General features: G+C 55.3%; 23 protein-coding genes and 1 pseudogene. 9 read left to right on the top strand and 15 right to left on the bottom strand.

Features of this window, described 5'->3' with window-relative positions; all coding sequences use genetic code 11:
* The first annotated feature begins 1 nt into the window (after position 1).
* On the top strand, positions 2 to 694 hold the full coding sequence (locus A7Q03_RS09515; protein ID WP_067449349.1) for a Slam-dependent surface lipoprotein: 693 nt from the start codon (positions 2 to 4) through the stop codon (positions 692 to 694).
* 144 nt (positions 695 to 838) lie between these two features.
* Here A7Q03_RS09515 and A7Q03_RS09510 read toward each other — a convergent pair whose 3' ends face one another.
* Together A7Q03_RS09510 and A7Q03_RS09505 are read right to left on the bottom strand one after the other, a co-directional pair.
* Positions 839 to 1,696 carry a folate-binding protein YgfZ gene (locus A7Q03_RS09510; protein ID WP_067449347.1) on the bottom strand — a complete coding sequence of 286 codons (858 nt, stop codon included), beginning with the start codon at positions 1,694 to 1,696 and terminating at the stop codon, positions 839 to 841.
* A 118-nt stretch (positions 1,697 to 1,814) separates the two neighbouring features.
* A complete protein-coding gene (locus A7Q03_RS09505) occupies positions 1,815 to 2,066 on the bottom strand; it encodes a hypothetical protein (protein WP_067449345.1) in 252 nt (83 codons plus the stop codon).
* Between the two features lie 208 nt (positions 2,067 to 2,274).
* Between A7Q03_RS09505 and A7Q03_RS09500 the strand changes: the two genes are divergently transcribed.
* Both A7Q03_RS09500 and A7Q03_RS09495 read left to right on the top strand, forming a co-directional pair.
* The gene (locus A7Q03_RS09500; RefSeq protein ID WP_067449343.1) at positions 2,275 to 3,252 is read left to right on the top strand and encodes a hypothetical protein; all 978 of its coding nucleotides are present in this window, start codon (positions 2,275 to 2,277) and stop codon (positions 3,250 to 3,252) included.
* A gap of 229 nt (positions 3,253 to 3,481) precedes the next feature.
* Entirely contained in the window at positions 3,482 to 4,984 is a 1,503-nt protein-coding gene (locus A7Q03_RS09495; protein WP_067449341.1) for a DASS family sodium-coupled anion symporter, read from the top strand.
* Positions 4,985 to 5,341: 357 nt separating this feature from the next.
* Here A7Q03_RS09495 and A7Q03_RS09490 read toward each other — a convergent pair whose 3' ends face one another.
* Both A7Q03_RS09490 and A7Q03_RS09485 read right to left on the bottom strand, forming a co-directional pair.
* The gene (locus A7Q03_RS09490) at positions 5,342 to 6,229 is read right to left on the bottom strand and encodes a polyprenyl synthetase family protein (RefSeq protein WP_067449339.1); all 888 of its coding nucleotides are present in this window, start codon (positions 6,227 to 6,229) and stop codon (positions 5,342 to 5,344) included.
* Entirely contained in the window at positions 6,222 to 6,449 is a 228-nt protein-coding gene (locus A7Q03_RS09485) for an exodeoxyribonuclease VII small subunit (protein WP_003823446.1), read from the bottom strand. The genes A7Q03_RS09490 and A7Q03_RS09485 overlap by 8 nt, the downstream gene beginning before the upstream one ends.
* Positions 6,450 to 6,707: 258 nt before the next feature.
* Here A7Q03_RS09485 and A7Q03_RS09480 point away from each other — a divergent pair, with 258 nt between their 5' ends.
* Positions 6,708 to 8,138, top strand: a complete 1,431-nt coding sequence (locus A7Q03_RS09480; RefSeq protein ID WP_067449337.1) for a sodium:proton antiporter — start codon at positions 6,708 to 6,710, stop codon at positions 8,136 to 8,138.
* 518 nt (positions 8,139 to 8,656) lie between these two features.
* Here the strand turns inward: A7Q03_RS09480 and A7Q03_RS09990 are convergent.
* The gene (locus A7Q03_RS09990; RefSeq protein WP_167738619.1) at positions 8,657 to 9,016 is read right to left on the bottom strand and encodes a YbaN family protein; all 360 of its coding nucleotides are present in this window, start codon (positions 9,014 to 9,016) and stop codon (positions 8,657 to 8,659) included.
* Between the two features lie 353 nt (positions 9,017 to 9,369).
* Positions 9,370 to 10,335, bottom strand: a complete 966-nt coding sequence (locus A7Q03_RS09470) for a PhoH family protein (protein ID WP_067449333.1) — start codon at positions 10,333 to 10,335, stop codon at positions 9,370 to 9,372.
* 373 nt (positions 10,336 to 10,708) lie between these two features.
* Between A7Q03_RS09470 and A7Q03_RS09465 the strand changes: the two genes are divergently transcribed.
* Positions 10,709 to 11,740, top strand: a complete 1,032-nt coding sequence (locus A7Q03_RS09465) for a porin (protein ID WP_067449331.1) — start codon at positions 10,709 to 10,711, stop codon at positions 11,738 to 11,740.
* Positions 11,741 to 12,074: 334 nt separating this feature from the next.
* Here the strand turns inward: A7Q03_RS09465 and A7Q03_RS09460 are convergent, their stop codons facing one another.
* The 5 genes from A7Q03_RS09460 to A7Q03_RS09440 all read right to left on the bottom strand — a co-directional run bounded on the left by A7Q03_RS09460 (position 12,075) and on the right by A7Q03_RS09440 (position 17,490).
* Positions 12,075 to 13,376, bottom strand: coding sequence for an adenylosuccinate synthase (locus A7Q03_RS09460; RefSeq protein ID WP_067449330.1), 1,302 nt, complete (start codon positions 13,374 to 13,376; stop codon positions 12,075 to 12,077).
* 59 nt (positions 13,377 to 13,435) lie between these two features.
* The gene (locus A7Q03_RS09455) at positions 13,436 to 14,431 is read right to left on the bottom strand and encodes a hypothetical protein (protein WP_082880741.1); all 996 of its coding nucleotides are present in this window, start codon (positions 14,429 to 14,431) and stop codon (positions 13,436 to 13,438) included.
* Positions 14,432 to 14,529: 98 nt separating this feature from the next.
* Positions 14,530 to 15,564, bottom strand: a complete 1,035-nt coding sequence (purM, locus tag A7Q03_RS09450) for a phosphoribosylformylglycinamidine cyclo-ligase (RefSeq protein ID WP_067449328.1) — start codon at positions 15,562 to 15,564, stop codon at positions 14,530 to 14,532.
* Positions 15,565 to 15,648: 84 nt separating this feature from the next.
* Positions 15,649 to 16,563 (bottom strand): TIGR01777 family oxidoreductase, encoded by a 915-nt coding sequence (locus A7Q03_RS09445; RefSeq protein WP_067449326.1) that lies wholly within the window; start codon positions 16,561 to 16,563, stop codon positions 15,649 to 15,651.
* Positions 16,564 to 16,830: 267 nt separating this feature from the next.
* Positions 16,831 to 17,490: a hypothetical protein gene (locus A7Q03_RS09440; RefSeq protein WP_153705639.1), complete on the bottom strand. Its 660-nt coding sequence runs from the start codon at positions 17,488 to 17,490 to the stop codon at positions 16,831 to 16,833.
* Between the two features lie 233 nt (positions 17,491 to 17,723).
* Here A7Q03_RS09440 and A7Q03_RS09435 point away from each other — a divergent pair, with 233 nt between their 5' ends.
* Positions 17,724 to 18,344: an L-threonylcarbamoyladenylate synthase gene (locus A7Q03_RS09435; protein WP_064087235.1), complete on the top strand. Its 621-nt coding sequence runs from the start codon at positions 17,724 to 17,726 to the stop codon at positions 18,342 to 18,344.
* A 109-nt stretch (positions 18,345 to 18,453) separates the two neighbouring features.
* On the opposite strand, the gene A7Q03_RS09430 is transcribed toward A7Q03_RS09435, so the two are convergent.
* A complete protein-coding gene (locus A7Q03_RS09430; RefSeq protein WP_067449322.1) occupies positions 18,454 to 18,810 on the bottom strand; it encodes a MerR family DNA-binding transcriptional regulator in 357 nt (118 codons plus the stop codon).
* A 68-nt stretch (positions 18,811 to 18,878) separates the two neighbouring features.
* Here A7Q03_RS09430 and A7Q03_RS09425 point away from each other — a divergent pair, with 68 nt between their 5' ends.
* Positions 18,879 to 19,559, top strand: coding sequence for an alpha/beta hydrolase (locus tag A7Q03_RS09425; protein WP_067449320.1), 681 nt, complete (start codon positions 18,879 to 18,881; stop codon positions 19,557 to 19,559).
* A pseudogene (locus A7Q03_RS09420) lies at positions 19,552 to 19,932 on the top strand (EthD domain-containing protein). Before A7Q03_RS09425 ends, A7Q03_RS09420 begins: the two are co-directional and overlap by 8 nt.
* Positions 19,933 to 20,068: 136 nt before the next feature.
* Here A7Q03_RS09420 and tpx read toward each other — a convergent pair.
* The 3 genes from tpx to A7Q03_RS09405 all read right to left on the bottom strand — a co-directional run bounded on the left by tpx (position 20,069) and on the right by A7Q03_RS09405 (position 21,967).
* Complete coding sequence (tpx, locus tag A7Q03_RS09415; RefSeq protein WP_067449318.1) at positions 20,069 to 20,563, bottom strand: thiol peroxidase; 495 nt, start codon at positions 20,561 to 20,563, stop codon at positions 20,069 to 20,071.
* A gap of 246 nt (positions 20,564 to 20,809) precedes the next feature.
* On the bottom strand, positions 20,810 to 21,322 hold the full coding sequence (locus tag A7Q03_RS09410; RefSeq protein ID WP_067449381.1) for a protein disulfide oxidoreductase: 513 nt from the start codon (positions 21,320 to 21,322) through the stop codon (positions 20,810 to 20,812).
* Positions 21,323 to 21,502: 180 nt separating this feature from the next.
* Positions 21,503 to 21,967 carry a hypothetical protein gene (locus A7Q03_RS09405; RefSeq protein ID WP_231863738.1) on the bottom strand — a complete coding sequence of 155 codons (465 nt, stop codon included), beginning with the start codon at positions 21,965 to 21,967 and terminating at the stop codon, positions 21,503 to 21,505.
* 221 nt (positions 21,968 to 22,188) lie between these two features.
* Here A7Q03_RS09405 and A7Q03_RS09400 point away from each other — a divergent pair, with 221 nt between their 5' ends.
* Positions 22,189 to 23,229 carry a PTS transporter subunit IIC gene (locus A7Q03_RS09400; RefSeq protein WP_067449316.1) on the top strand — a complete coding sequence of 347 codons (1,041 nt, stop codon included), beginning with the start codon at positions 22,189 to 22,191 and terminating at the stop codon, positions 23,227 to 23,229.
* Positions 23,230 to 23,339: the final 110 nt, after the last annotated feature.

The raw sequence follows: 23,339 nt of genomic DNA, 5'->3' as shown, positions 1-23,339 counted from the left end.
ATTGGGTAACCCCAACAATCCGATCAATCCCGACGATCCCAATCCGGGCGGTGGCAATCCTCCTCCCCCTCCCGCTAATCAGCGTACCGGCAAGGCCATCACCCTATCATCTAACGGCTATCTGCGCATCAGCGAGCAGGCTCTGTCCTTTACCCAGCAAAACTTTGGCGTGCTGAAGGTAGATGGTCAAGAGCTGAACATTATCCCTCTCAACATAGTTGCCGGCGGTCTGCTCAATATGCAAGCACGAAACACCGCACGCGTAGGGCAAGTGATGACTCAGTCCAGCTATGGCTATGTCCGCGAAGGAACCGATGCCCAGGGCTATATGTTTTCACAAGGCATCGTAACCTCAGCCAACGACATGCCTACCAGCGGTACATTTAACTATTCCGGTTATGCCGTTCACGCCCCAGTGTCCAACCAAACCAATGCCCAGATTGAAACCGGCGCGGCCAACTTCAATGTTAATTTCGGCAACCGCACTATCAGCGGCACGCTTTCCCCCACCAACAACGCAGCCGTTGTGTTGGATAACGGTATCATTTCCGGCAACAGCTTTAGCGGCACGGCCAACTCTGGCGCGAAATTCAGCGGCCACTTCTATGGCGGCCATGCCGACGAGATGGGCGGCACCTACCAAAAACAAGGTGAGTACACCGGCGCTTTCGGCACACGGAAAATCGCTCCTTAATCGATCTGGCTGAAACGCTTTTGCTGTGTAGTTAATCAAAGCAGCAACACAACAGGCTACCTGAAACTTTAGCTTCACAGAAACTGTGTAGCATTTTCAGGTAGCCTGTTTCTTAATTGCACTTCAGCCAGGCAGGCGGCTATCTCATCCCGCCGCTTCCGTCTCAAACAACAACTTTAGCGTTTGCAAAGCCTGCCCGCCGGCCTGCAAGTCCTTGCCTGCCGCGCCGTGTTTGATAACCGCCAGCAACACAAAAGCCTCATCGTGTGCCGCACTGTTAATAACAATGCCCACTTCCTCACCATCGGCTTCCACCTTGCTGCCCACGGCTACAGGCTGGGCGCTGCGGCACACCGCCATACCACGCCGCACCTGGCCGCGATATTGCGCACGGGCGATGATTTCCTGCCCCGGATAGCAGCCTTTTTTGAAATGCACGCCGCCGAGCAGGTGCTGATTCAACATTTGCGCCACACAGCTTTCCACAGTGGGCCGTGAAATCCACGGCCGCCCCTGCAAAATTTCGGCGGCCTGCCAGGCTTCGGCAGCGGCAGGGCAGTCGGCATCGGGCAGCGGCACCGGGCTGAGCACCATGCGATTGCCGCCGGCCAAAGCCAGCGTAATCAGCCCGTTATCGTCTTCTTCGGCGGCAAATTTGAGTGCGGCGGCATCCGCGCCCGTATCCGCACCGCTTTGGCCGTACACCTGCCAAGCACTGTCGGTGTGGAACACTGTTTTGCTGCGCAGCACAAACATCCGCAGCCGCTTTATCGTGGCTTCCAGCAAATCCGCCGCCATCACCAGCAGGAAACGGTCGGCACGGCGCAACACCAGCATATTGGCCAGCACCCGCCCGCGCGGCGAATTGTAGGTGGCGAAACAAGTCTCGCCCGGCTGCAAATCCAAAATGTGGTTAGAAAGCTGGCTGTGCAGAAATTCGGCAGCATCCGCGCCACTTACCTCCGCCACGCCGAAAAAGGGCAATTTGCAAAGTGTGTGCATGGTTTTCTCCTGTGTTTTAGCAAATGAAATTTAAACCGATACTGCATTGGCCCGACTGTACTATCTGCGGTCAACCGCCTTATCTCGATTTAAATCTAATTCACGACACCTGATTTAGTCAGTACTTCTTCTCACCAAAAAAGGCATAAGTTGCATCATGGAACAGCTCGCTTTGTGCGCTGTCGGAATATTCCAGCCGCGCCAATTCATCGTCAAACCCCGCACGCACTGCCTCCAGCACATCTTGCGCCATATCTGGCGGCAGGCTGCGCAGCAGGCTTTTCAGCGCACTGCCCAACACCAGATTTTGCATATGCAAAGCCTCGCATATTTCTTCCAAATAGCTGATTCTCTGATTGATTTCTTCCATAACATTCTTCCTTTCCGCCTTAGGCCACGCTGCCGGGCAACGGGGCGGATTATAAGCTCAAGCCCGGCGATTGGACAGCCGCCACCCACAGAAGCATATTTTATGAAATAATATCGTCTGTTACGTTTTCAGGTAGCCTCATGGCAAGCAATCAAAGGCTACCTAAAACGGTTAATACATAAACTAACCACTCCTCGAAAAAACCACCATGACCCAAGCGCAAGACAATTTGGTTTTCACCCTCAATGACAACACCTCCACCCCGCAATCCACCACATCAGACACCGAAGATTGGGAAAAAGGCCTGGAACGCCTGCAACAAAAACGCCGCCATCTGGCCAAACAGGCACAACAACCGCCCGCTGCCCAATCCAACCGCCTCCCTTCTGCCGCCCTCCTATACGACACTTTGGTGGCCGAGGCCAACCCAACACCTGCGCCGTCTGCCACGCCTACTGCCGAACCCCGCACCGTACCGCTTCACACCCCCGCACCCGTGACCGAAACTGCCGCACAAACCGCCAGCACCAACACGCGCCCCAGCGCGCTCAGTGGCAGCCGCCACCGCCGCCTGAATCTGGATGAACAAAAACAGGCCTATCAAGCCTATTTCCAACATTGGCAGCAACAGCACAACCTGCAAACCGCCAGCTCCGAAGCCGAGCTAAACAACCCGCAAATCCTGTTTCAAGAAGACTGGCTGGCCGCCCAACATTCCCTGCGCGTCGGCCGTGACGAGCCCGTAATCGAGCAGGCCACCGTGTGGCTGGGCGGCGCACAGCCCACGGTAACGCCCGATCAAGACGTGGCTGAACAAATCGAAGCTGCCACCGAGGCCGCCGCACAGCCCGAATACGATGTCCAAGCCGAGCCCGGTACCGCCGCGCTGGCCGCCGCCGCCGAAAAAGTGGTGCTGCTCAATGCCTATGCCCTGCCCAGCAATTTGCAACACAAAATCCTCTGCCTGAGCGAGCAAGTCCTGCTCGAACGCCTAGCCGAAAAACTGCGTCCGCATCTGGCCGATGCCGTATCTGGCATGGTGAAAACCGCGCTTCAACGGCAAACCGCGCTGATGGTGCAGAATATGCAGCAGGCCTTCTTAGATGAAGTGCCCCGCCTGGTGGACGACGTACTGGCCTACAACCTCGCCCGTGCCCTGGCTGCTGTGAAAAAAGAACAGCTATAACAGCTACCCCCGAATCAAGGCTACCTGAAAATCCCCGCCGGTTTTCAGGTAGCCTTTGCCATTTTGCGCCGCCTCGATGTCTCCGCATTCATATCATTTCAACAATTCATTGTATTCACGATAAATTTTAGCAAAGTAAATTCCTTCTATTTACGTAAAAAACTGCTAAAATGCGCTAGACAATTCATTGGTTGCAGTACTTTCATCAACTTGAATTAAGGAGTAGGAAATGGACAACAAACTCGGGTTTAAACCCATGCCAATGGCGGTGGCCGTTGCGCTCACGCTGTTGATTTGGTTTGTCATTCCCGTGCCGCAGGGCGTTACCCCCAATGCCTGGCATCTGTTGGCGCTGTTTGTGGGCGTGATTGCCGCCATCATCGGTAAAGCCATGCCTATCGGCGCGCTGTCGATTCTCGCCATTATGCTGGTGGCCATTACCAAGGTAACCGTGCCCGAGCTTGATCCCGAAGGCAACCCGATCAAAAGCCCGGCCACCGTGGCCATTAAAGATGCTTTGAGCTCCTTCGGCGACCCGCTGATTTGGCTCATTGGTATTTCCATTATGATTTCGCGCGGCATCCTAAAAACCGGGCTGGGCGCGCGTATCGGCTACTACTTTATCTCCTTGTTCGGCAAGAAAACGCTGGGCATCGGCTACAGCCTGGCCATTTCCGAGCTGATTCTCGCCCCGGTAACGCCCAGTAATACTGCGCGCGGCGGCGGCATCATCCACCCGATTATGAAATCCATTGCGGGCAGCTTCGATTCCGACCCGGAAAAAGGTACGCAAAACCGCATCGGCAAATACCTGGCCTTGGTAAACTACCACAGCAACCCTATTACCTCTGCTATGTTCATCACTGCCACCGCGCCCAACCCGCTGATCGTGGATCTGATCGCCAAAGCCACCAACTCCGATATCCATCTGAGCTGGGGCACTTGGGCTGTTGCTATGCTTGTGCCCGGTTTGGCAGCTATGTTCCTGATGCCGCTGGTGCTGTATCTCTTCTTCCCGCCCGAAATCAAAGAAACCCCGAACGCTTCTCAGTTTGCCAAAGACAAGCTGCAAGAACTGGGCCCGATGAACCGCGGCGAGAAAATTATGTTGGGCATTTTTGCCATCCTGCTGCTGCTGTGGGCAGGCATTCCAGCCATGATTTTCGGCAAAGCCTACGCCGTCAACCCGACTACCACCGCCTTCCTCGGCCTCTCCCTGCTGCTGCTCAGCGGCGTGCTTACCTGGCAGGATGTCCTGACTGAAAAAGGCGCGTGGGACACCGTTACCTGGTTCTCTGCCCTGGTGATGATGGCCACCTTCCTCAACAAGCTCGGCCTGATTGCCTGGCTCTCCAAACTCTTGGAAAGCGGCATCGGCGGCATAGGCATGGGCTGGGTTGGCGCGGTAACCCTGCTGCTTCTGGCCTATATGTATGCCCACTACATCTTCGCCAGCACCACCGCCCACATCACCGCCATGCTCAGCGCCTTCTATGCCGCCGGCCTGGCCTTGGGCGCGCCTCCCATGCTCTACGCCCTGCTGCTGGCTTCCTCTTCCAGCATCATGATGACCCTTACCCACTACGCCACCGGTACTTCGCCCGTGATTTTCGGCTCCGGCTACACCACCTTGGGCGAATGGTGGAAAGCAGGCTTCATCATGAGCGTGGTCAACCTCGCCGTCTTCGTGATTATCGGCGGCGTTTGGTGGAAAGTGATGAATTACTGGTAAACCCAAAGCTTTACACCAGTAACGTTGAAGCATAACGGAAGGCTACCTGAAAACTCAGCGCAGCGAAGTTTCTGCGAAGCTAAAGTTTCAGGTAGCCTTTATAGTATAGTGGATTAAATTTAAATCAGGACAAGGCGACGAAGCCGCAGACAGTACAGATAGTACGGCAAGGCGAGGCAACGCTGTACTGGTTTAAATTTAATCCACTATAGATTAACAACGCACAATGTAGGCCGATACGACCGAGCTTGAGCAATCGGCATTCCAGCTAGCCCATGCTGTTTCAGGCTACCTGAAAACGAAAAAAGGCCACACCGATTTTTCAGGTAGCCTTTCTCTTTTTCGGCCGGTAACCCCTTAGTTTCGCCGTTCGGTAACGAAGGCGGCCAGTTGGCGCAGACGGTCGGCACGGGCATCGAAGCCGGACAAGGCCTGCTGCGCTTCGGCCACGAGCCGTTCGGCATAGTCGCGGGCGGTGTTCAGCCCCATGAGTTTGACATAAGTGGGCTTGTCAGCTTCTTGGTCTTTACCGGCGGTTTTGCCCAAGGTGGCGGTATCGGCCTCGCAGTCGAGCACGTCGTCGATCACTTGGAAGGCGAGGCCGAGTTTGGCGGCGTAGTCGTCGAGCCGTGCCAGGGCAGCAGCGTCCAAATCGGGGCAGCTTAGCGCGCCCAGGGCCACGGCGGCGCGGATGAGGGCGCCGGTTTTCAGGCGGTGCATGGTTTCCAATTCTGGCTGGCCAATATGCTGCCCCACGAATTGCAAATCGATGGCCTGCCCGCCGGCCATGCCAAGGCTGCCGGAAGCGCGGGCGAGGGTGTGCACCATTTGCAACTGCCGCTGCGCGGGCAGGTCGTTGGGGCGGCTGAGCACGTCGAAAGCGAGGGTTTGCAGCGCGTCGCCCACCAGAAGGGCGGTGGCTTCGTCGTATTGGACGTGGCAGGTGGGTTTGCCGCGGCGCAGGCTGTCGTTGTCCATGGCGGGCATGTCGTCGTGTACCAAGGAATAAACGTGCACCAGCTCCACGGCGGCCAGGGCGGCCTCGGCAGCGGCGGCTTCGGATTGGCCTAGTTCGGCGGCAGCCAGCACCAGCAGCGGGCGCAGCCGTTTGCCGCCGCCGAGCACGGCATAGCGCATGGCTTGGTGCAGCCGCTGCGGCAGGCTGTTTTCTGGGGGCAGCACGCGCTCCAGCACAAGTTCGGCTTGGGCGCGGGCGCGTTGTTGCCAATTATTGGGTTTATTCATCTTGTTCCAACACCAGCTCGCGTTCCACGCCGGAATCCAGCACTTGCAGCTTCTGCTCCACTTCGGCCAGCCGCGCTTGGCAGAAACGCACCAGTTCGCTGCCTTCCTGATAGGCGGCCAGCGCGTCTTCCAGCGGCATATCGCTGGCCTGCATGGCTTGGTTGATGGCTTCCAGCCGGCTCACGGCTTCTTCAAAGGTTTTCGGTTTTTTCTTGGTCATGGCGGGTTTGCGGCAGTTCGATTCAAGGGCGGGATTGTAGCACAGCGGGCGGGTGGGTTTTAGGTAGCCTCCTCTGCCGCCTAAGTGACTGGGATAGGAAATAAAGCCTACTTATTTTCAGGTAGCCTGCCGCCGTCATCGTATAACATATACTGACACACCGCCCGCTTTCATTTACAATCAGCACAGTAAAGCAGCCGGAATAACCCGTCCGGCTGAAATATTTTGTTTGTGACCACCTGCCAATAAGGAAACCCGATGCGTATCCGAACCGCCCTCTTCCTGCCGCTGCTCGCCCTGCCGCTTCCCGCGCTGGCCGGCGAGCTCAACGGCGCCGAGCTGAGCCTGCCCTGGGGCATTCCCTTCGTGCTGATTCTGCTCTCCATCGCCACCGGCCCGCTGTTTTTCGCCCACATTTGGCACCACCACTTCGGCAAAATCACCGCAGCGTGGACCCTGGCCTTCCTCATCCCCTTTACCCTCGTGTACGGCTTCTCCACCAGCCTGCACGTGCTGGTGCACGCCTTGGTGGCCGAATACATCCCCTTCATTTTACTGCTGTGGGCGCTCTACACCATCTCCGGCGGTATCCTCGTGTGGGGCAATCTGCACGGCAGCCCACGCATGAACACCGCGCTGCTCGCCATCGGCACGCTCCTAGCCTCCGTGATGGGCACCACCGGCGCCGCCATGCTGATGATCCGCCCCATCCTCAAAGCCAACGACAATCGCAAGCACCGCGTGCACGTGGTGGTCTTCTTCATTTTCCTCGTGGCCAATATCGGCGGCGGCCTCACCCCGCTGGGCGATCCACCCCTCTTCCTCGGCTTCCTCAAAGGCGTGGATTTCATGTGGACAGTGCAACACATGCTGCCGCCCGTGTTGATTAGTGCTGCTGTGCTGCTCATCGTGTTCTACGTCCTCGACAGCAAATACTTCGCCCAAGCCGACGAAATCCTTGCCAAAGACCCGAGCCCAGACAGCCCGACCGAAAAAATCAAGCTCATGGGCAAATGGAACTTCCTGCTCCTGGGCGGCGTAGTGGCAGCCGTGATAATGTCCGGCATTTGGAAGCCCGCACACCCTGGCCTGGAAATTTTTGGCACCCACTACGCCCTGCAAAACCTCACCCGCGACCTGATGTTGGTGGCACTGGCCATTACTTCCCTCGCCATCACCCCCAAACAGGTGCGTGCCGGCAACGAATTCAACTGGGGGCCCATCGCCGAAGTGGGCAAACTCTTCCTCGGCATCTTCATCACCATCGCCCCCGTATTGGCCATACTGCAAGCCGGCGAACACGGTGCGTTTGCCCCGCTGATTTCCCTCGTGCACGATGCTTCCGGCAATCCGATCAATACCATGTATTTCTGGATGACCGGCATGCTCTCCGCCTTTTTGGATAACGCCCCCACCTACCTCGTGTTCTTCAACATGGCCGGCGGCGACACACACACCCTGATGAACGGCCACCTGTTCCACACACTGCTCGCCGTGTCCATGGGTTCCGTGTTCATGGGCGCACTCAGCTACATCGGCAACGCCCCCAACTTCATGGTGAAAGCCATCGCCGAACAGCGCAAAGTGCCCATGCCCGGCTTCTTCGGCTACATGGCCTGGTCGTTCGGCATCCTCGTGCCGCTGTTTATCCTGCACACCTTGATTTTCTTCGTGTGGCAGATTTTATGATTCCATAGTAGGTAAAAGGCTACCTGAAAGTGTAAGCTTCAACGAAGTTAAAACGGCTACACAAGTTTCTGCGCAGCTGGAATTTCAGGTAGCCTTTATTATTCAAGGAAGCCACCATCCAGTACAGGCTGCCTGAAAACAAGAGCTCCAACAAAGTGAAAACATAACTATCCTTTCTCGCGAAGAAACACCATCTTGCCGCAATACGCTACTACCCATCGCCACAAAACCCTTATACTGCCAAACATTACAGCTAAAGCACTTATTGCTTCATACCGCGTTGGCTCGCCCGGTATGAAAAACAATTACTGCAGCCGTATCCACCACGCCCGAAAGGGAAAAATCATGACTCAACAAATCCTGCAAGAAGCCACCGGCACACTCTGCAGACAAACAGCTCGCTCCAATTGAAGGACTGTTTTTCAAAGTACACAGCCTGTAGAACGGCACATTATTTGATACAGGAGGGGCTACCTGAAGATTTCAGGTAGCCCCTTCCTCATGTCCCCCCCTCAACTTTACTTGCTCGGCAACTGCCACATCCACACTGTTACCGCCAAACACACTATCACCATCCCCGCACCTGCCCACCAGCGCTCTGGGAAACGATACAGCATCCACGCACACGAACAGGACATCATCAACGCCGATATTATCTTGCCCTTAAGCGGAATCACCCGTTTGCGCTCCCAGTCACGCACCATCGGGCCGAAATGGCGGTGTTCGCTCAGCCAACGGTGGAAACGCGGCGATGTGCGCGACCAACAGCCTGCCGCCAGCAACACAAACGGTACAGTCGGCAAACCCGGCAAAAAAATGCCGATAATACCCAAGAGTATAGCCAGCCAACCCGCCAGCCACACCAAAGGCCGCCACAACGGTAAGTAAGAATCTTGACCAGTTTGCCGGCGATGCCGTATCCACGCCACCCCAGCCGCCAGCCCTGCCGCCAAAACCGCAATCATCCATTCCATTTTGCCCATTATTCTTAATTCTCCCGCAAGGTTTGGTACGATTGTATCATTTGGTGAAGGAAATGCGACTTATTCACATATGCCCAAATGGCGTGAATATTTTGAAATAGAGCCGCAACTGCAGCCGCATATTTTGCATAATCGTTCTTTACTTTGAAGGTTAAGGTCGAACCCGAGATAAATTTCAGGTAGCCTCAAACCATCTATTTAAAGGCTACCTGAAACCGGAATAATTAAAGGGGCAAAGGCGGCAAACGCTACTCTTCCCGCTCTGCATTCGCAGCATCGTAAGCATCCACAATTTTCTGCACCAAGGGATGGCGTACCACGTCTTCGCTGGTAAAGGTGTGGAAATAAATGCCCTCGATGCCTTGCAGTTTTTCCCGCGCGTCTTTCAGACCGGACTTAATATTGCGTGGCAAGTCGATTTGGCTGATGTCGCCGGTGATTGCTGCCTTAGCGCCGAAGCCGATACGCGTGAGGAACATTTTCATCTGTTCCGGAGTGGTATTTTGCGCTTCGTCTAGAATCACATACGAGCCGTTCAGCGTACGCCCGCGCATATAGGCCAGCGGTGCAATTTCAATCAGCCCGCGTTCCAGCAGCTTGGTAACGCGGTCGAAGCCCATCAAATCATACAGCGCGTCATACAGCGGGCGCAGATAAGGGTCTACCTTTTGCACCAAATCGCCCGGCAGAAAGCCGAGTTTCTCCCCCGCTTCCACCGCAGGGCGAACTAATACAATGCGTTCCACCTCATGTTTGCTCATTGCGTCCACTGCTGCCGCTACTGCCAAATAAGTTTTGCCCGTGCCCGCCGGGCCCAGGCCAAACACAATATCGTGGTTGAGCAGTGCGCGGATATAACCGTTTTGGCGCGGCGTGCGTCCGCCCAGCTTGCCGCGCCGCGTTTGCAGGAAATACTGATATCCAGCTTCGCTCTTTGGCACAAAAGTCTCGTCGGCTGTTTTGGCCTCTACTGCTGAGAGCTGGATGTCGTTATCGTCCAAATCCCGCCGCTCAGCCAATTCGGCCAGCTTTAAGAGGGCGGCCCGCGCTGCATGAGCATGATTGCCAATAAAGGCAAATTCGGCAAACTGTCGCCCAATTTCCACTTCCAACACTTTACCAAGTTTTTCCAAATTCTCTTCCAGCGGCCCGCACAGCCGCTGCAAAACAGAGTTGTCTATCTCTTCAAATTTCAGGTGTACAGTGTGGCTCATAAACTCTCAAACATTTATTTCAAACTCCCGGCTGCACCACCTTCTGGCAGCCGGAACATAATTTATACGATAATAGGCCGTATCGCGTACCAAGGCAATCCTCGCCGCGCAACCAGATTCTGCCAGAAAGCACAGCCCTGAAACAACACAAAACCCGCCCCTCAACACAGCGCTACATTGTTGCATAAAGCATACAACTTCGCCCGCATCTGCTGTTTTGCCCGCGATTGGATTTGTTTTTTTGCCGCCGAACAATTATATTGCAGTTATGAAATCGCTAATGCGGCGATTGCGTAAGAGCTTAAATAAAGGAAGACGAAGTTTCTTTTTTAAGTGTGTATTTTTAGTTTAGACATAGATAAAGGAATGCAGCATGAAAAAAACCCTGATTGCATTAGCATTGGTTTCCTTGCCGGTTGCCGCTTCTGCAGAAGTGATTCTGTACGGTAACATCCGTGCCGGTGTTGAATTTGTTCGTGAAGGCACCTCTGCCCAGCCGAAGAGCGTAAGAAACGCTTGGGGTGTGGTTGACTACGGTAGCTACATCGGCTTCAAAGGTTCTGAAGACCTGGGTGGCAACCTGAAAGCTATTTGGCAAGTTGAAGCTAACACCAGCTTGGCCGGTGGTAGCTTTGTAAACAACCGAGACAGCTTCATTGGTTTGGAAGGTGGTTTCGGTACTGTTAAAGTTGGTCGTGTAAGCACTCCGCTGAGAAATGCTGTAGTTGCCCAAGACAACTGGGAATATGGCAGCTACCTCTTAGGCTTGGATCGCTATACCCGTTTCGGTACTCGCCGTACCAGCTTGAACTATCAGTCTCCTGACTTTGGTGGTTTTGACTTCTCATTCCAGATGGCTCCTGGTGCTAACGTACACGGCGGCCGCACTAATGACGGCAAGCCGGTATTTGGTTTGGGCTTAGGTTACAAAAACAGCGGCTTCTTCGCACGTTACGCAACTGAATACGCTCGCAAATCTACCAGTGCTGCTGCCGGTCGGAAAGACAGCCACGCTCACAACCTGTCTGTAGGTTATGATGCTAACAACCTGTATGTTGCTGGTGGTTTCCAATACGCTAAAAACGTAAACACTGACTTCTTTGCAGATGCTGACGTTGCTGCTACCACCGAAAACAACGGCAAAACCACAGAGGCTCAACTCTCTGCTGCTTACACTTTCGGTGCTATTACTCCGAAAGCAACTGTAGCTTACGGCCGTGCTAAGAGTGATAATGTTCGGACCGATGGTGGTCGCTACCTGCAAGCCATTGTTGGTGCTGACTACGCGTTCTCTCGCCGCACCACTGGCTTGGTATCTGTAGGTTGGTTGCGTGAAAAAGCCAACACTAACGATAAAAACGTAAACAACTGGGGCGTAGGCACTGGCGTGGTACATAAATTCTAATTTGTGGCTAGCCTAGCCTAGTAACCCAACAAAAGGCTTGCTTCGGCAAGCCTTTTCTTTGCCTATACTCTTCTTGATTGTTTGGAACAAAGGAAAATAGGGTTACCTGAAAGTAACGCTTCAACGAAGCTAAACCAGGCAATCTGTATTCTCAGGTAGCCTTCGATTTAGTATAGCAAACTATGTGCATGGAGTGTGCCGCACGTATACTGGAGCTTTCCCTTGCAATATTTCTCTCGTAATATGGCTCACAAAGTTGCTCTGCACTCACCTTGTACATGGAGGAGGCTACCTGAACCCCTTCAGGTAGCCTTTTCTCATCCAGCCCAGTGGTTTAATTGGTAAACGGATGCTGCAGCACGATGGTCTCCACGCGATCTGGGCCAGTGGAGACAATGGCGATGGGCGCGCCGCATACTTCTGCGATGCGTTTCAGATAGCCTTTGGCATTTTCCGGCAGCTGATCAAAGCTTTGCACGCCGAAGGTGGATTCTGTCCAGCCGGGTAAGGTTTCGTAGATTGGGGTGCAACCGGCCACGGCATCGCTGCCAAAGGGCAGGATATCGGTGGTGCTGCCGTCGGGCAGAGTGTAGCCGGTGCAGATTTTGATTTCGGGGATGCCGTCCATCACGTCGAGCTTGGTGATGCACAGGCCGCTGATGCCGTTGATTTGGATGGAGCGCTTGAGGGCGGCGGCATCAAACCAGCCGCAACGGCGAGCACGGCCGGTTACCGAGCCGAATTCGTTGCCGCGTTCGGCCAGGCCTTTGCCGGTGTCGTCGAACAGTTCGGTGGGGAAGGGGCCGGAACCGACGCGGGTGGTGTAGGCCTTCACGATGCCGAGCACATAATCCAAGGCCTGCGGCGGCACGCCAGCACCGGAAGAGGCAGCGCCTGCCAAGCAGTTGGACGAGGTAACAAAGGGATAAGTGCCGTAGTCGATATCCAACAGCGTGCCTTGCGCACCTTCAAACAGCAGGCGTTCGCCGCACTGAATGGTGTCATGCAGGCTGCGCGACACGTCGGCGAGCATCGGCAGAATACGCTCTTTGAAGGCGTTGATTTTGGCCATCACGTCATCAAACTGCACGGGTTCTGCGCCATGCAGGTGTTGCAGCTGCACGTTATACACTTCAAGGTTGGCGCGCAGTTTGTCGGACAAGAGCTCGGTATTGGCCAAATCGCCCAAGCGGATGGCGCGGCGGGCTACTTTGTCTTCGTAAGCCGGGCCGATGCCGCGGCCGGTGGTGCCGATTTTGCCGGCGCCTTTGGAGGCTTCGCGGGCATGATCGAGCGCAATGTGGTAGGGCAGAATCATCGGGCAGGTGGGGGCGATGTGCAGCCGACCGGCCACGTTTTTCACGCCGGCCGCGGTGAGCTCGTCAATTTCGCCGAGCAGGGCTTCGGGGGAAACCACCACGCCCGAGCCGATATAACAATGCAGGTTTTCATGCAGGATGCCGCTGGGAATCAGGCGCAGCACGGTTTTTTTGCCGTTCACCACCAGCGTGTGCCCGGCATTGTGGCCGCCTTGGAAACGCACCACACCGGCGCATTCTTCGGCCAGCCAGTCTACGATTTTGCCTTTGCCTTCGTCGCCCCATTGTGCGCCGATTACTACGATATTTTTTGCCATAATGTTGTTGCCTTTATTGGTTAATTGGTAGAAATGGTTTTTTATAACTTCTGCCTACATTAGAACCTTGATGTGTTCAGGTAGCATGGGCAGGGTAAGGAAGCTAATTCATACATACTGCTGAAAGCTTTGGCCTGTGCTTCGTCTATATCGGTAACCAGTAAGATAAAGTTTTCGGCGGGAATATTCAGCCGTTTGCGTAGGGTAAGGTATTTATCCAAATCGCGACGGTACTCACCGGTTTTGCATTCGATTACCAAAGGCTGTTTGCCAGTAGGCAGAAAGACAACATCCAGTTCATGCAGGTCTTCATTGGCGAAACGGATTTCCAAGCTTCTGGCACAAGAGAAAGAGAAAGTTTTCCCTCGTTGCTTGGCTTCTTTCAATATCTGCCCGAGTGCATACCACTCCAGCCATTCACCACTAAAAAATTGGCGGACAGGTGCGGCACTTTGTAGTTTCAAGTGGATGAGTTTATCTTGTTTTTGATAAGAATAACGGGAAAATAGGGTGTTGCTATAAAACTCGCGGCAGAGGGTGTTAATTTGTTGGGCGTCTTTTTGCGAGTATTTTTTCAAACCCAAATTCAGCCCGCTGTGGCTATTGCGGTATGACCAAGCAATTCTACTGATAATGTCTTTAAATACGTTGTAATACTGCCCAATACGTTCGGCAGCTTCATCGTAATAGCCGCTCATGTCCACGGCGGAATAGTCGAAGTTTGGGGTAATTTGTTTGTCAGCAAACCATTGCGCCAATCCGAAATGCTGCTGTGTAGTACTTAGAACTTCAGTATTCGACAATTTAATGCCGTATAGTGGATTGGTATCACTTGATTGTGTGGCCTCATTTGCTGAATTAGAAACCTGTTCGCTTTCCTGCTCTTTCAACGCATTTAGTTCACGCATAACAGCAGCGTAGCGGTTAATCAGCTGGTTGATGAAATACACGGTATCGTAAACGATAACGGGCTGCCCACATTTTTGGCATACGGCACCTTCTTGTACAGAATGTTCCCCTAGTTGTTTACAATGGTTGCAGCGATAGACGCCCATTACCTCCCCTTTTTAATCTTATTAATCTTAATAAATAAGAAGCACTTAGATTTTTCAGGTAGCCTCCCCATACCAATAATTAGGCTACCTGAAACTATTTATGCCACCTGTGTTTGATGCTCGCTTCCCGCGCGTTCGCAGATTGTGCCCAGGCGGTACACGGTTTCGCCTTGTTCGGTGAGGAAGGCCTGCACTGCCTCAGCCTGCTCGGCAGGCACGACAACAGCCATGCCAATGCCGCAGTTGAAGGTGCGGTACATTTCCTGCTGCTCCACGTTGCCGGCCTGTTGCAGCCATTGGAACAGTTTGGGCAGCGGCCAAGATTGGGCATCGATTTGCGCCACGCAGTTTTCAGGCAGCACGCGCGGGATATTTTCGGTAATGCCGCCACCGGTAATGTGCGCCATGCCTTTGATTTCAAATCTTTCCAGCGCCGCCAAAATCGGTTTCACATACAGGCGGGTAGGCGCGATAACGGCTTGGCGCAGGGTTTTACCTCCGTCGAATTCGGCATCTAAATCGGGATTGCTGCGCTCGATGATTTTGCGGATGAGGGAGTAGCCGTTGGAGTGTGCGCCGTTGGAGGCGAGGCCGAGCACCACGTCGCCCGGCCGGATGCTGCGGCCGTTGATGACTTTGCTTTTTTCCACCACGCCCACGGCGAAGCCGGCCAAATCGTATTCGCCTTCGGGATACATGCCGGGCATTTCGGCCGTTTCGCCGCCAATCAGGGCGCAGCCGGATTGTTCGCAGCCCTCGGCGATGCCTTTAATCACATCGGTGGCGCGCGCCACATCGAGCTTACCGCAGGCGAAATAGTCGAGGAAAAACAGCGGCTCTGCGCCTTGTACGAGGATGTCGTTCACGCTCATGGCCACCAGGTCGATGCCCACGGTGTCGTGAATATCCCATTCAAACGCTAGTTTCAGCTTGGTGCCTACGCCGTCGGTGCCGCTTACCAGCACGGGGTTTTGATACTTTTTGCTGATTTCCACCAGCGCGCCGAAGCCGCCCAAGCCTCCCAACACTTCGGGGCGCATGGTGCGCTTGGCAAAGGATTTGATGTTTTCGACCAGTTGGTCGCCCGCATCGATATCGACACCGGCATCGCGGTAGCTGAGGGATTGAGTCATGGCACTCTTTCGGGGAAAAATTTAAAACAGGAAAACGCTATTTTACCTGATTTTAAGCAGCAGCTAAGGATTGAATTGGGTGGCCTAATTCAGCAGGTTGTCGAGCGCACGCTCAATGGTGGGGAAGGCAAACTCAAATCCTTGCTGCAACAGGGCTTTCGGCGGGGCAAATTGGCCGTCCAACACCAAATCGGCCTGCTCGCCCAGCATCAGGCGCAACATCTGCTCGGGAACGGAAAACAACAGCGGGCGGCGCAGCCGTTGGGCGGCAGCGCGAGCAAAGTCGAGCTGGGTGGTGCGCTTGGGGGCAGTAATGTTGTAGGCCTGAAAGCTGTTGTGCGGTTGCGTGGCCAGAAAACGGATGGCGGCTACGATATCATCCATATGCACCCACGGCAGGGGCTGCTCGCCGCTGCCGAGCCGGCCCGCGCAGTAGCGCACCGGTTTGAGCAGCTGCGGCAAAATGCCGCCATCCCTGCCCAGCACCACACCAAGGCGGCACACGGCCACCGGCACGCCGCTCTCCTGCTGTACGCGCTGTATCGCCGCTTCCCATTGCTGGCACAGCTGCGAAGGGAAAACATTTTGCGGTGGTGCGTTTTCCGCACACGGCGGCCAGCCCTCCGCGCTGCCATTGCCATAATAGCCCACGGCGGAAGCCTGAATGATGAGGCACGGCGGCTGCGGGTGGCGGCGCAGCCAGTCGGCCACAGCCTGCACCAGCTGTAAGCGGCTTTGCAACAGCTCCTGCTTGCGCTGCGCCGTCCAGCGGCCTTCGCCCACCGACACCCCCGCCAGGTTAATCAGCAAATCGGGGCGGGTGCTGTCGTAGAGGTGGTGCAGCGCGGCGATGTATTCAAAACGCTTATCCGCCTCCAGCGCGCTGGCCGGATGGCGGCTAACGATGATCACCCGATGGCCGTCGGCCTGATACGCCGCAGCCAGATGGCGGCCGATAAAGCCGCTGCCGCCGATAATCACGATGGTTTGCCGGCTCATGCACACCTCCGGCCGGCAAAAGAAAAGGCTACCTGAAACATGGTTTCTCTTTCATGAAGAATTTTCAGGTAGCCTGCCATGTTCCGGGCAGGTGTGCAAGTTTATTGATGCGAGGATATTCGGGCTTGTTTCAGGTAGCCTCAGCGGCGCAGACCACCTGAAATACCATCCTATTCCTTGCAAAAGAACAAATCTGCAAGCACTCAAAATATCAAAAGGCTACCTGAAACCTTTCAGGTAGCCTTTAATCATGCTTACAACAGTAGCCTACTGATGCCGGCGCAGCTCTTGGCGCAGCGACTGCAAGCCGGAGCGGCGGTCGGCAATTTGCAGTTGCAGGTTGCCGGCACGATCAGACTGGTTGTTGCGGCGGGCAGTGGCCAGCTCGCGTTCTACCCGCGCCAAGGCACGTTCTTCACGACGGATGTCGCGGGCGATGATTTCCTTGGGTGTAAGCGGTTTGGCGGCAGCAATCACCGGCGCAGGGTGCACGGGGGCGCGACGCTCGGGCTGGTGGCGCAGGGTAACGCGCATGGACACGGGTTTGCTGATTTCCACATCGCTGGCGGCAGCCACGGCTTCCTGCCACACATCGGGCAATTCGCTGCCGGTATCGGCGTTGTTGGCAGTCTGTTTAACTGGCTCAGAGGCGGCAGCCACGGGAGCGGCAGCGGCCTGCTTAGGCAAATCAACCTCTTCCTCAGCCAAAGATTTGGCCACGGGTCGGCAACAGCCTTGCGGCAAGGAGGTGCGCACACTGCGCCCGTCGGCCAGCTGACAGAGATAGGAAATTTCGGCTGGAGCGGTTTCGCTGCGGGCGGTGGGGGTTTCGGTGGCGGCACTGATGCTGAAAGCCAGCAGCAAAAAGCCGGGCAGGGCGATGTGGGCTAGTTCTTCGAGCATGATTTGGTGTGTATAGCTAAGCACTTAGTTCTCCAATATAGCGTTGGCACGCCTATATAGAGAATTAATCTGCTGTGTTATGAATGAATACGGCATTATATCAAACAGCAGGCACACAGGCTGCTGGCTTAGGTTTAAACAGGTAAACAGGCTACCTGAAAAACACAACGGGATTTAAGCAGCGTGAATTCAATTTAATTCAGGACAAGGCGCAGCATAAAGGCTTAAAATACTCGTTTTTCCAGCAGGAGAGAGCCATGGCACAATTCTTCGCCATCCACCCCGAAAATCCCCAAGAGCGGCTGGTGAAACAAGCCGCCGAAATCGTGCGCCAGGGCGGCGTGATCGTGTATCCCACCGACTCCTGCTACGCGCTCGGCTGCCAGATGGGTAATAAGGAAGCCATGGAACGCATCCTAGCCATCCGCCAAATCGATTTGAAACACCACCTCACCCTCATGTGCGCCGATTTGAGCGAGCTGGGCACTTACGCCAAGGTGGACAACAGCCAATTCCGCCAGCTCAAAGCCGCCACCCCGGGCGCATACACCTTTATCCTGCCCGCCACCAAAGAAGTGCCCAACCGCACGCTGCACCCCAAACGCAAAACCATCGGCCTTCGCGTGCCCGACAACCAAATCGCTCTCGCCCTTTTGGCCGAGCTGGGCGAGCCCATGCTCTCCTGCACCCTGATGCTGCCCGAAGAAACCGAGCCGCAAACCGACCCCTACGAAATCCGCAACCTGCTCGAACACGCTGTGGATTTAATCATCGACGGCGGCTGGTGCGGCACCGAGCCGACCACGGTAATCGATATGACCAATGGCACCGAGCTTATCCGCCAAGGCGCGGGCGATACATCGGTATTTGGGTTGTAACCGTCAGCCTGTTTGTAAGCTGATTGCCCTTAAAGGCTACCTGAAACTTTCAGGTAGCCTTTAATCATATTTTATGATTGAAACGAGTATTTTTCAGGTAGCCTGAACCTTATTCCCGCCATTTTTCACCCTCCGCCGCCAGCAAGCTGGCCAGCAGTTGTTCCGATTGGTGCAGACTCTTGATTTGGCTGCCGATGTGTGCGAGTGTGTTGGCCAGTTTGCCGCGTAACGCTGGGCAAAAGTTTTGCGGCTCGTCATTTAAGCAGTCGCGCATCAGGGCGATGTCTTTCAGGGCGAGGCCGGCGCGGTTGAGCAGCACCACCTTGCGGACAAAGGCGATGTCTTGCTCGCGGTATTCCCGATAACCGCCCGGCGTGCGCGCAGGCACAAGGATGCCGGCACTTTCATAAAACCGCAGCATCCGCACACTGATGCCGCTTTGCTTGGCAAATTCGCCAATTCTCATCTTGACCCTCACACTGTGTCATTCTGTAAGCTCCAGTCCATTGTAAACAAATAGGAGCACTCATCCCCATGAACCGCAGACAATTTTGCGCCGCTGCAGGCGCGGGCGTATTGCTGGCTGGCTGCAAAAACTTGACCAAACCGCAGGTCGAGCCAGTGCGCGTGTTTATCATCCACGGCTACGGCGCCACGGTGGCCGATCATTGGTTCCCATGGCTGGCACGGCAACTGCAGCAACAAGGTATAACCGCCCTGCCCGTTGCACTGCCCGACAGTATGCAGCCCGATTACCGCCGCTGGCAAGATGCGCTCTCGCAGGCAGTAGGCATGCCGTCCGGGCGCACAATTTTAGTGGCGCACAGCCTGGGCACAATTTCGCTGCTGCATTATCTGAGCCGGGTTCGCCCGCACAAAGTAAGCGGGCTGGTGCTGGTGTCTGCCTTCGGCGCACGCATTCCCACGCTGCCGCAGATTAATGGTTTTAATGTAGACAACTATGTAGACCAGTGCCCGGTGGATTTTGCCGCCATACGCCAAATAACAGGCCGGATTACCTTATTTACCGCCGATAACGACAGCATCGTGCCGCCGGAAAACACCCGCCGTTTGGCACGGCAGTTAGGCGGCAAATTAGAAGAAATCCCTGGCGGCGGCCACTTTTTGGGCCGCGACGGCTATACGGAGTTTCCGCAAGTATTGCAAGCGGTAGAACACATAGCAGCGGCCATTCAAGGAGAAAGCCATGTTTAAAATCACCATGCTGGTGAAGAAGAAAGCCGAATTATCGCAACAAGAGTTTTTGGCACACTGGGCGTCGCATTCGGCCAAAGTGTTGCAATACCAAAATGTCCTCCGCATCCGGCGCTATGCCAAAACCCTGCCGCTGGATGCCGCCTCCCAGCAGGCCACACAACGGCACACCTAAGCGTTCCGCTTCGATGCCATGGGCGAACTATGGTATGACAGCCGAGAAGACTTCGCCGCCGCCCACACCACGCCAGAAGGCGCCGCCACGCAGGCAGAACTGCGAGCAGACGAAGTGCGTTTTGTGGATATGGCGCAATCGGTGATGTGGCTGGGCGAGGAAGAATGTGTAGTCGGCTTGGCCGGAGAAACAAACTGAAGGCAACACAACGATTTTGTGTGGCCTATCTTCCAGCTTTCAGGTAACCCTTCCCTGCCCTACTCTGCCACGCCAAAACAAAACCGCCTGCATTCATTGTGTGCAGGCGGTTTCGTTTTGGCGTGGCTACGTCGGATTACAGCACGGCCAAAGCGGCTTCGTAGTTGGGCTCTTGGCCGATTTCGGGCACGAGCTCGGCGTGCAGCACTTTGTTGTTTTCATCCAGCACCACCACGGCACGGGCGGTGAGGCCGCGCAGCGGAGTATCGGCTAGGGTGATACCGTAGTCGGCGCCGAAGCTGCTGCGGAAGCTGGAGAGCGTTACCACATTTTCAATGCCTTCCGCGCCGCAGAAGCGGGAAAGGGCGAAGGGCAGGTCGGCGGAAATGCACAGCACCACGGCGTTTTGCAGCGCAGCAGCGCGTTGGTTGAAGGTGCGCACGGATTGGGCGCACACGCCGGTGTCGATGCTGGGGAAAATATTGAGCACTTTGCGTTTGCCGGCGAAGTCGGCCAAGGTTTTGTCGGACAAATCGGCGGCGGTGAGGGTGAAGGCGGGAGCGGCGGCGCCAACGGCGGGCAGGTTGCCTACGGTGTTGGCGGGCGTACCGCGGAAGGTGATGTTTGCCATTTTGCTATCCTTTTCTTGATGTTGATGAAGATTGCTGTTACGCGGCGGCAAGGATAGAGGTTTTTCTACGGATTGCCAAGCAATGGCTACCTGAAAGCGTAGCTTCAACGGAGTTAAAACGGCGCGCAGCAGCGTTTTGTGAGGCAATACAAAGCGGCGAGCCGCAGGCAATACAAAAATACAGCCAAGCAACCCAACACCATATCGGCCATTCAGCTGGCTCACTATCCAACTTTTCAGGTAGCCTCACCCATCCAAGGCATCCAATAAAGCAATCCTCGCCCGCAGGCCCCAATAGCTGGACAACCCAGTGGTGCTGTGGCGCACACGGCCGTTTTTCACCAGCACGATGGTAGGCGTTACCTGCACCTGCCATTGCCGCGCCCAGCCGCCGTCTGTATCATTTACCGTATCGAATTGCCAGCCGTGCGTTTTCAGGTAGATCCTCACTTCTTCATCGCCGCCCGACTGCAAGGCCACACCCACCACAGGCACGCCGTTGCGCGCGAGTTTATCCACCGCCGGAGAGGTGTGCCGGCAGATGCCGCACCACGAACCCCAGAAATACAGCACAGTAGTGCGGCCGCCACCCAGTTCGAACAAGGTGGTTTGCCGCCCTTGCAGGGTGTGTAGCGGCAGTACGGCAGTCTGGGGCGGCACGACAGGGGCGCGATACCAGTCAAGCAGCAGGCTGATAACGATAAAGGCGGCAGCCATCGTGGCGGCTTGGCGCAGGAAGGAGAAAAGGCGTTGGCGGATGGGCAGCATGGTTTGGTTTGAATGGTGTGTGGAAGGATTGGTTTTTAACTTCATTGAAGCTGCGCTTTCAGGCAGCCCCAATCCCCCAATAATAAAGGCTACCTGAAAAACGATGCGAAGCAAAGTTTCTGTGAAGCTAAAGCGTAGCTTCAATGAAATTAAAACGAGCAGCACGAGTTTCTATGGAGCTAAAATTTTTTGGCAGCCTATGTTGAGCCTTATTTTTCTTGCAGCTTGCGGATTTCGTTTTTGAGCCGTTCCGCCCAATTGGGACGTTGGCGGCAGAGGGCTCACTTCAGTAGAGGCAGTCCCTGCCATACCGCGCGAAGCTTCGGTATTGCGGGCAAACATTCGGGCAACAAAGAAGGCAAACGTTTCCGCGCTTTGCCACATGCCGCCATGCTCGCCATACACGCGGCAGGCTTCAGGGTGGAGCACATCAAGCAGGGCTTCGATTTCGGGTTGCCGGGCAAGCCATGAGCCATTGTCATCATCATAAGTTGGGCACTTCCTCCAGCCAGCATTTGATGTTTTCCAGCCCCTGAAAGCGCGGGTTGTGCCAGAGCAGGCACAGGGGCGCAGGCAGAGCTTTAGTTTCCGGTATGCCTTGCGGGTTATTGTGGTCAAATCGCCAAACAAGTTCATACAGGACGCGGTTGTGCTTGGTTACGGGCAAGGCGAGCAGGATGTCGCGGACTTGCTCGGGGTATGCCAGAGGCTGAGTTTGGTCATGATGTATTCGGTGTGGGGTTGGCCGGTTTCAGGTAGCTTTTCCGTTTCCGTGCCCAAGCCACGCAAATTTGCGCTCTTTTATCGGCAGCGTTATATTTCTCCATACATAAATCTTTCTCCAAAGGAGTGAAATCATGGAAAAACTCACCCCCAAATCCTTCATGATGCACCTGCTCAATGGCTCGGCCTTAGGCATTGTGGTTGCCCTGGTGCCGGGCGCACTGTTGGGCGAGTTGTTTAAGGCGCTCACGCCGTATTGCGAGCCGCTGGGCATGCTCACGCAGATGATCGGCGCCACCAACGCCATGGTCGGCATCGCCGTGGGCGTGGCCATCGGCTATATGTTTAAATTCACGCCGATTGAATCGATTTCGGTGGGGCTGGCCACCATGGCCGCCGGCGGTGCGGTGCGCTTTGCTGACGGCATTATCCAGCTCAAGGGCACGGGCGATATTTTCACCATGGTGTTCACTGCCGGCATTGCCGCCGGCCTGATTGTGCTGCTGCGCGGCAAGGTGCGCGGCTATGCGATTTTGGTGGTGCCCGTGGTGAGCCTGTTTGTGGCGGGTGCGCTGGGGCGGCTGGCGTTTCCGTATTTCATTGCCTTTTCTCAGCTGCTGGGCTCGTGGATTGCCCACCTGCTCACGCTGGAGCAAACGCTGATGGCGGTGTTGATTGCCATCGCGTTTGCCTGCCTGATTGTGTCGCCGGTGTCTTCCGTGGGCATTGCTACGGCAATTCATTTGGCTGGCGTGGGCTCGGGCGCGGCCAATTTGGGCATTTGCGCCTGTGCGTTTTCGCTGGCCGTGGCCGGACGGCGGGTGAACCCGTTGGGCACTTGCGCGGCGCATTTTGTGGGTTCGCCCAAGCTGTCCATGCCCAATATCGTGGCCAAACCCAAGCTCTTGTTGCCGATTATGCTCAATGCCGCGCTGGCCGGGGTGCTGGCTTCGTTGTTCCAAATCCAAGGCACGGAATTTAGCGCCGGCTTCGGTATCAGCGGCCTCATCGGCCCGGTGAACCATTTGAAACTCGCCGGCTGGGGTGCGGGGCAGCTGGCGGTATCGCTGCTGGTGTTTGTGCTTGTGCCCGTGGCCGGGGCGTTTGCAGTGGATTGGCTGTTTGTGAATAAGCTTAAATGGATTGCGCCGGAAGATTACAAGATTGATGTGTAATGAAAAGAGGCTACCTGAAAAATGGGCAAGCAGTTTTAATTTCATTGAAGTTGCGCTTTAGCTTCGTAGAAACTCGTCTTCCTACGGAACCCTCGTTTTCAGGTAGCCTT

Source organism: Eikenella sp. NML99-0057 (assembly GCF_001648535.1).
In the GTDB taxonomy this organism is placed as follows: Bacteria; Pseudomonadota; Gammaproteobacteria; order Burkholderiales; family Neisseriaceae; genus Eikenella; species Eikenella exigua.
This window is presented reverse-complemented; position numbering and strand designations above follow the sequence as displayed.

What these genes read in the sequence shown, in the direction of transcription:
- A7Q03_RS09510 (WP_067449347.1), bottom strand. Translation starts at nt 1,696, where the DNA reads ATGCACACACTTTGCAAATTGCCCTTTTTCGGCGTGGCGGAGGTAAGT.
- A7Q03_RS09505 (WP_067449345.1), bottom strand. Translation starts at nt 2,066, where the DNA reads ATGGAAGAAATCAATCAGAGAATCAGCTATTTGGAAGAAATATGCGAG.
- A7Q03_RS09500 (WP_067449343.1), top strand. Translation starts at nt 2,275, where the DNA reads ATGACCCAAGCGCAAGACAATTTGGTTTTCACCCTCAATGACAACACC.
- A7Q03_RS09495 (WP_067449341.1), top strand. Translation starts at nt 3,482, where the DNA reads ATGGACAACAAACTCGGGTTTAAACCCATGCCAATGGCGGTGGCCGTT.
- A7Q03_RS09490 (WP_067449339.1), bottom strand. Translation starts at nt 6,229, where the DNA reads ATGAATAAACCCAATAATTGGCAACAACGCGCCCGCGCCCAAGCCGAA.
- A7Q03_RS09485 (WP_003823446.1), bottom strand. Translation starts at nt 6,449, where the DNA reads ATGACCAAGAAAAAACCGAAAACCTTTGAAGAAGCCGTGAGCCGGCTG.
- A7Q03_RS09480 (WP_067449337.1), top strand. Translation starts at nt 6,708, where the DNA reads ATGCGTATCCGAACCGCCCTCTTCCTGCCGCTGCTCGCCCTGCCGCTT.
- A7Q03_RS09470 (WP_067449333.1), bottom strand. Translation starts at nt 10,335, where the DNA reads ATGAGCCACACTGTACACCTGAAATTTGAAGAGATAGACAACTCTGTT.
- A7Q03_RS09465 (WP_067449331.1), top strand. Translation starts at nt 10,709, where the DNA reads ATGAAAAAAACCCTGATTGCATTAGCATTGGTTTCCTTGCCGGTTGCC.
- A7Q03_RS09460 (WP_067449330.1), bottom strand. Translation starts at nt 13,376, where the DNA reads ATGGCAAAAAATATCGTAGTAATCGGCGCACAATGGGGCGACGAAGGC.
- A7Q03_RS09455 (WP_082880741.1), bottom strand. Translation starts at nt 14,431, where the DNA reads ATGGGCGTCTATCGCTGCAACCATTGTAAACAACTAGGGGAACATTCT.
- purM (WP_067449328.1), bottom strand. Translation starts at nt 15,564, where the DNA reads ATGACTCAATCCCTCAGCTACCGCGATGCCGGTGTCGATATCGATGCG.
- A7Q03_RS09445 (WP_067449326.1), bottom strand. Translation starts at nt 16,563, where the DNA reads ATGAGCCGGCAAACCATCGTGATTATCGGCGGCAGCGGCTTTATCGGC.
- A7Q03_RS09435 (WP_064087235.1), top strand. Translation starts at nt 17,724, where the DNA reads ATGGCACAATTCTTCGCCATCCACCCCGAAAATCCCCAAGAGCGGCTG.
- A7Q03_RS09430 (WP_067449322.1), bottom strand. Translation starts at nt 18,810, where the DNA reads ATGAGAATTGGCGAATTTGCCAAGCAAAGCGGCATCAGTGTGCGGATG.
- A7Q03_RS09425 (WP_067449320.1), top strand. Translation starts at nt 18,879, where the DNA reads ATGAACCGCAGACAATTTTGCGCCGCTGCAGGCGCGGGCGTATTGCTG.
- tpx (WP_067449318.1), bottom strand. Translation starts at nt 20,563, where the DNA reads ATGGCAAACATCACCTTCCGCGGTACGCCCGCCAACACCGTAGGCAAC.
- A7Q03_RS09405 (WP_231863738.1), bottom strand. Translation starts at nt 21,967, where the DNA reads ATGAACTTGTTTGGCGATTTGACCACAATAACCCGCAAGGCATACCGG.
- A7Q03_RS09400 (WP_067449316.1), top strand. Translation starts at nt 22,189, where the DNA reads ATGGAAAAACTCACCCCCAAATCCTTCATGATGCACCTGCTCAATGGC.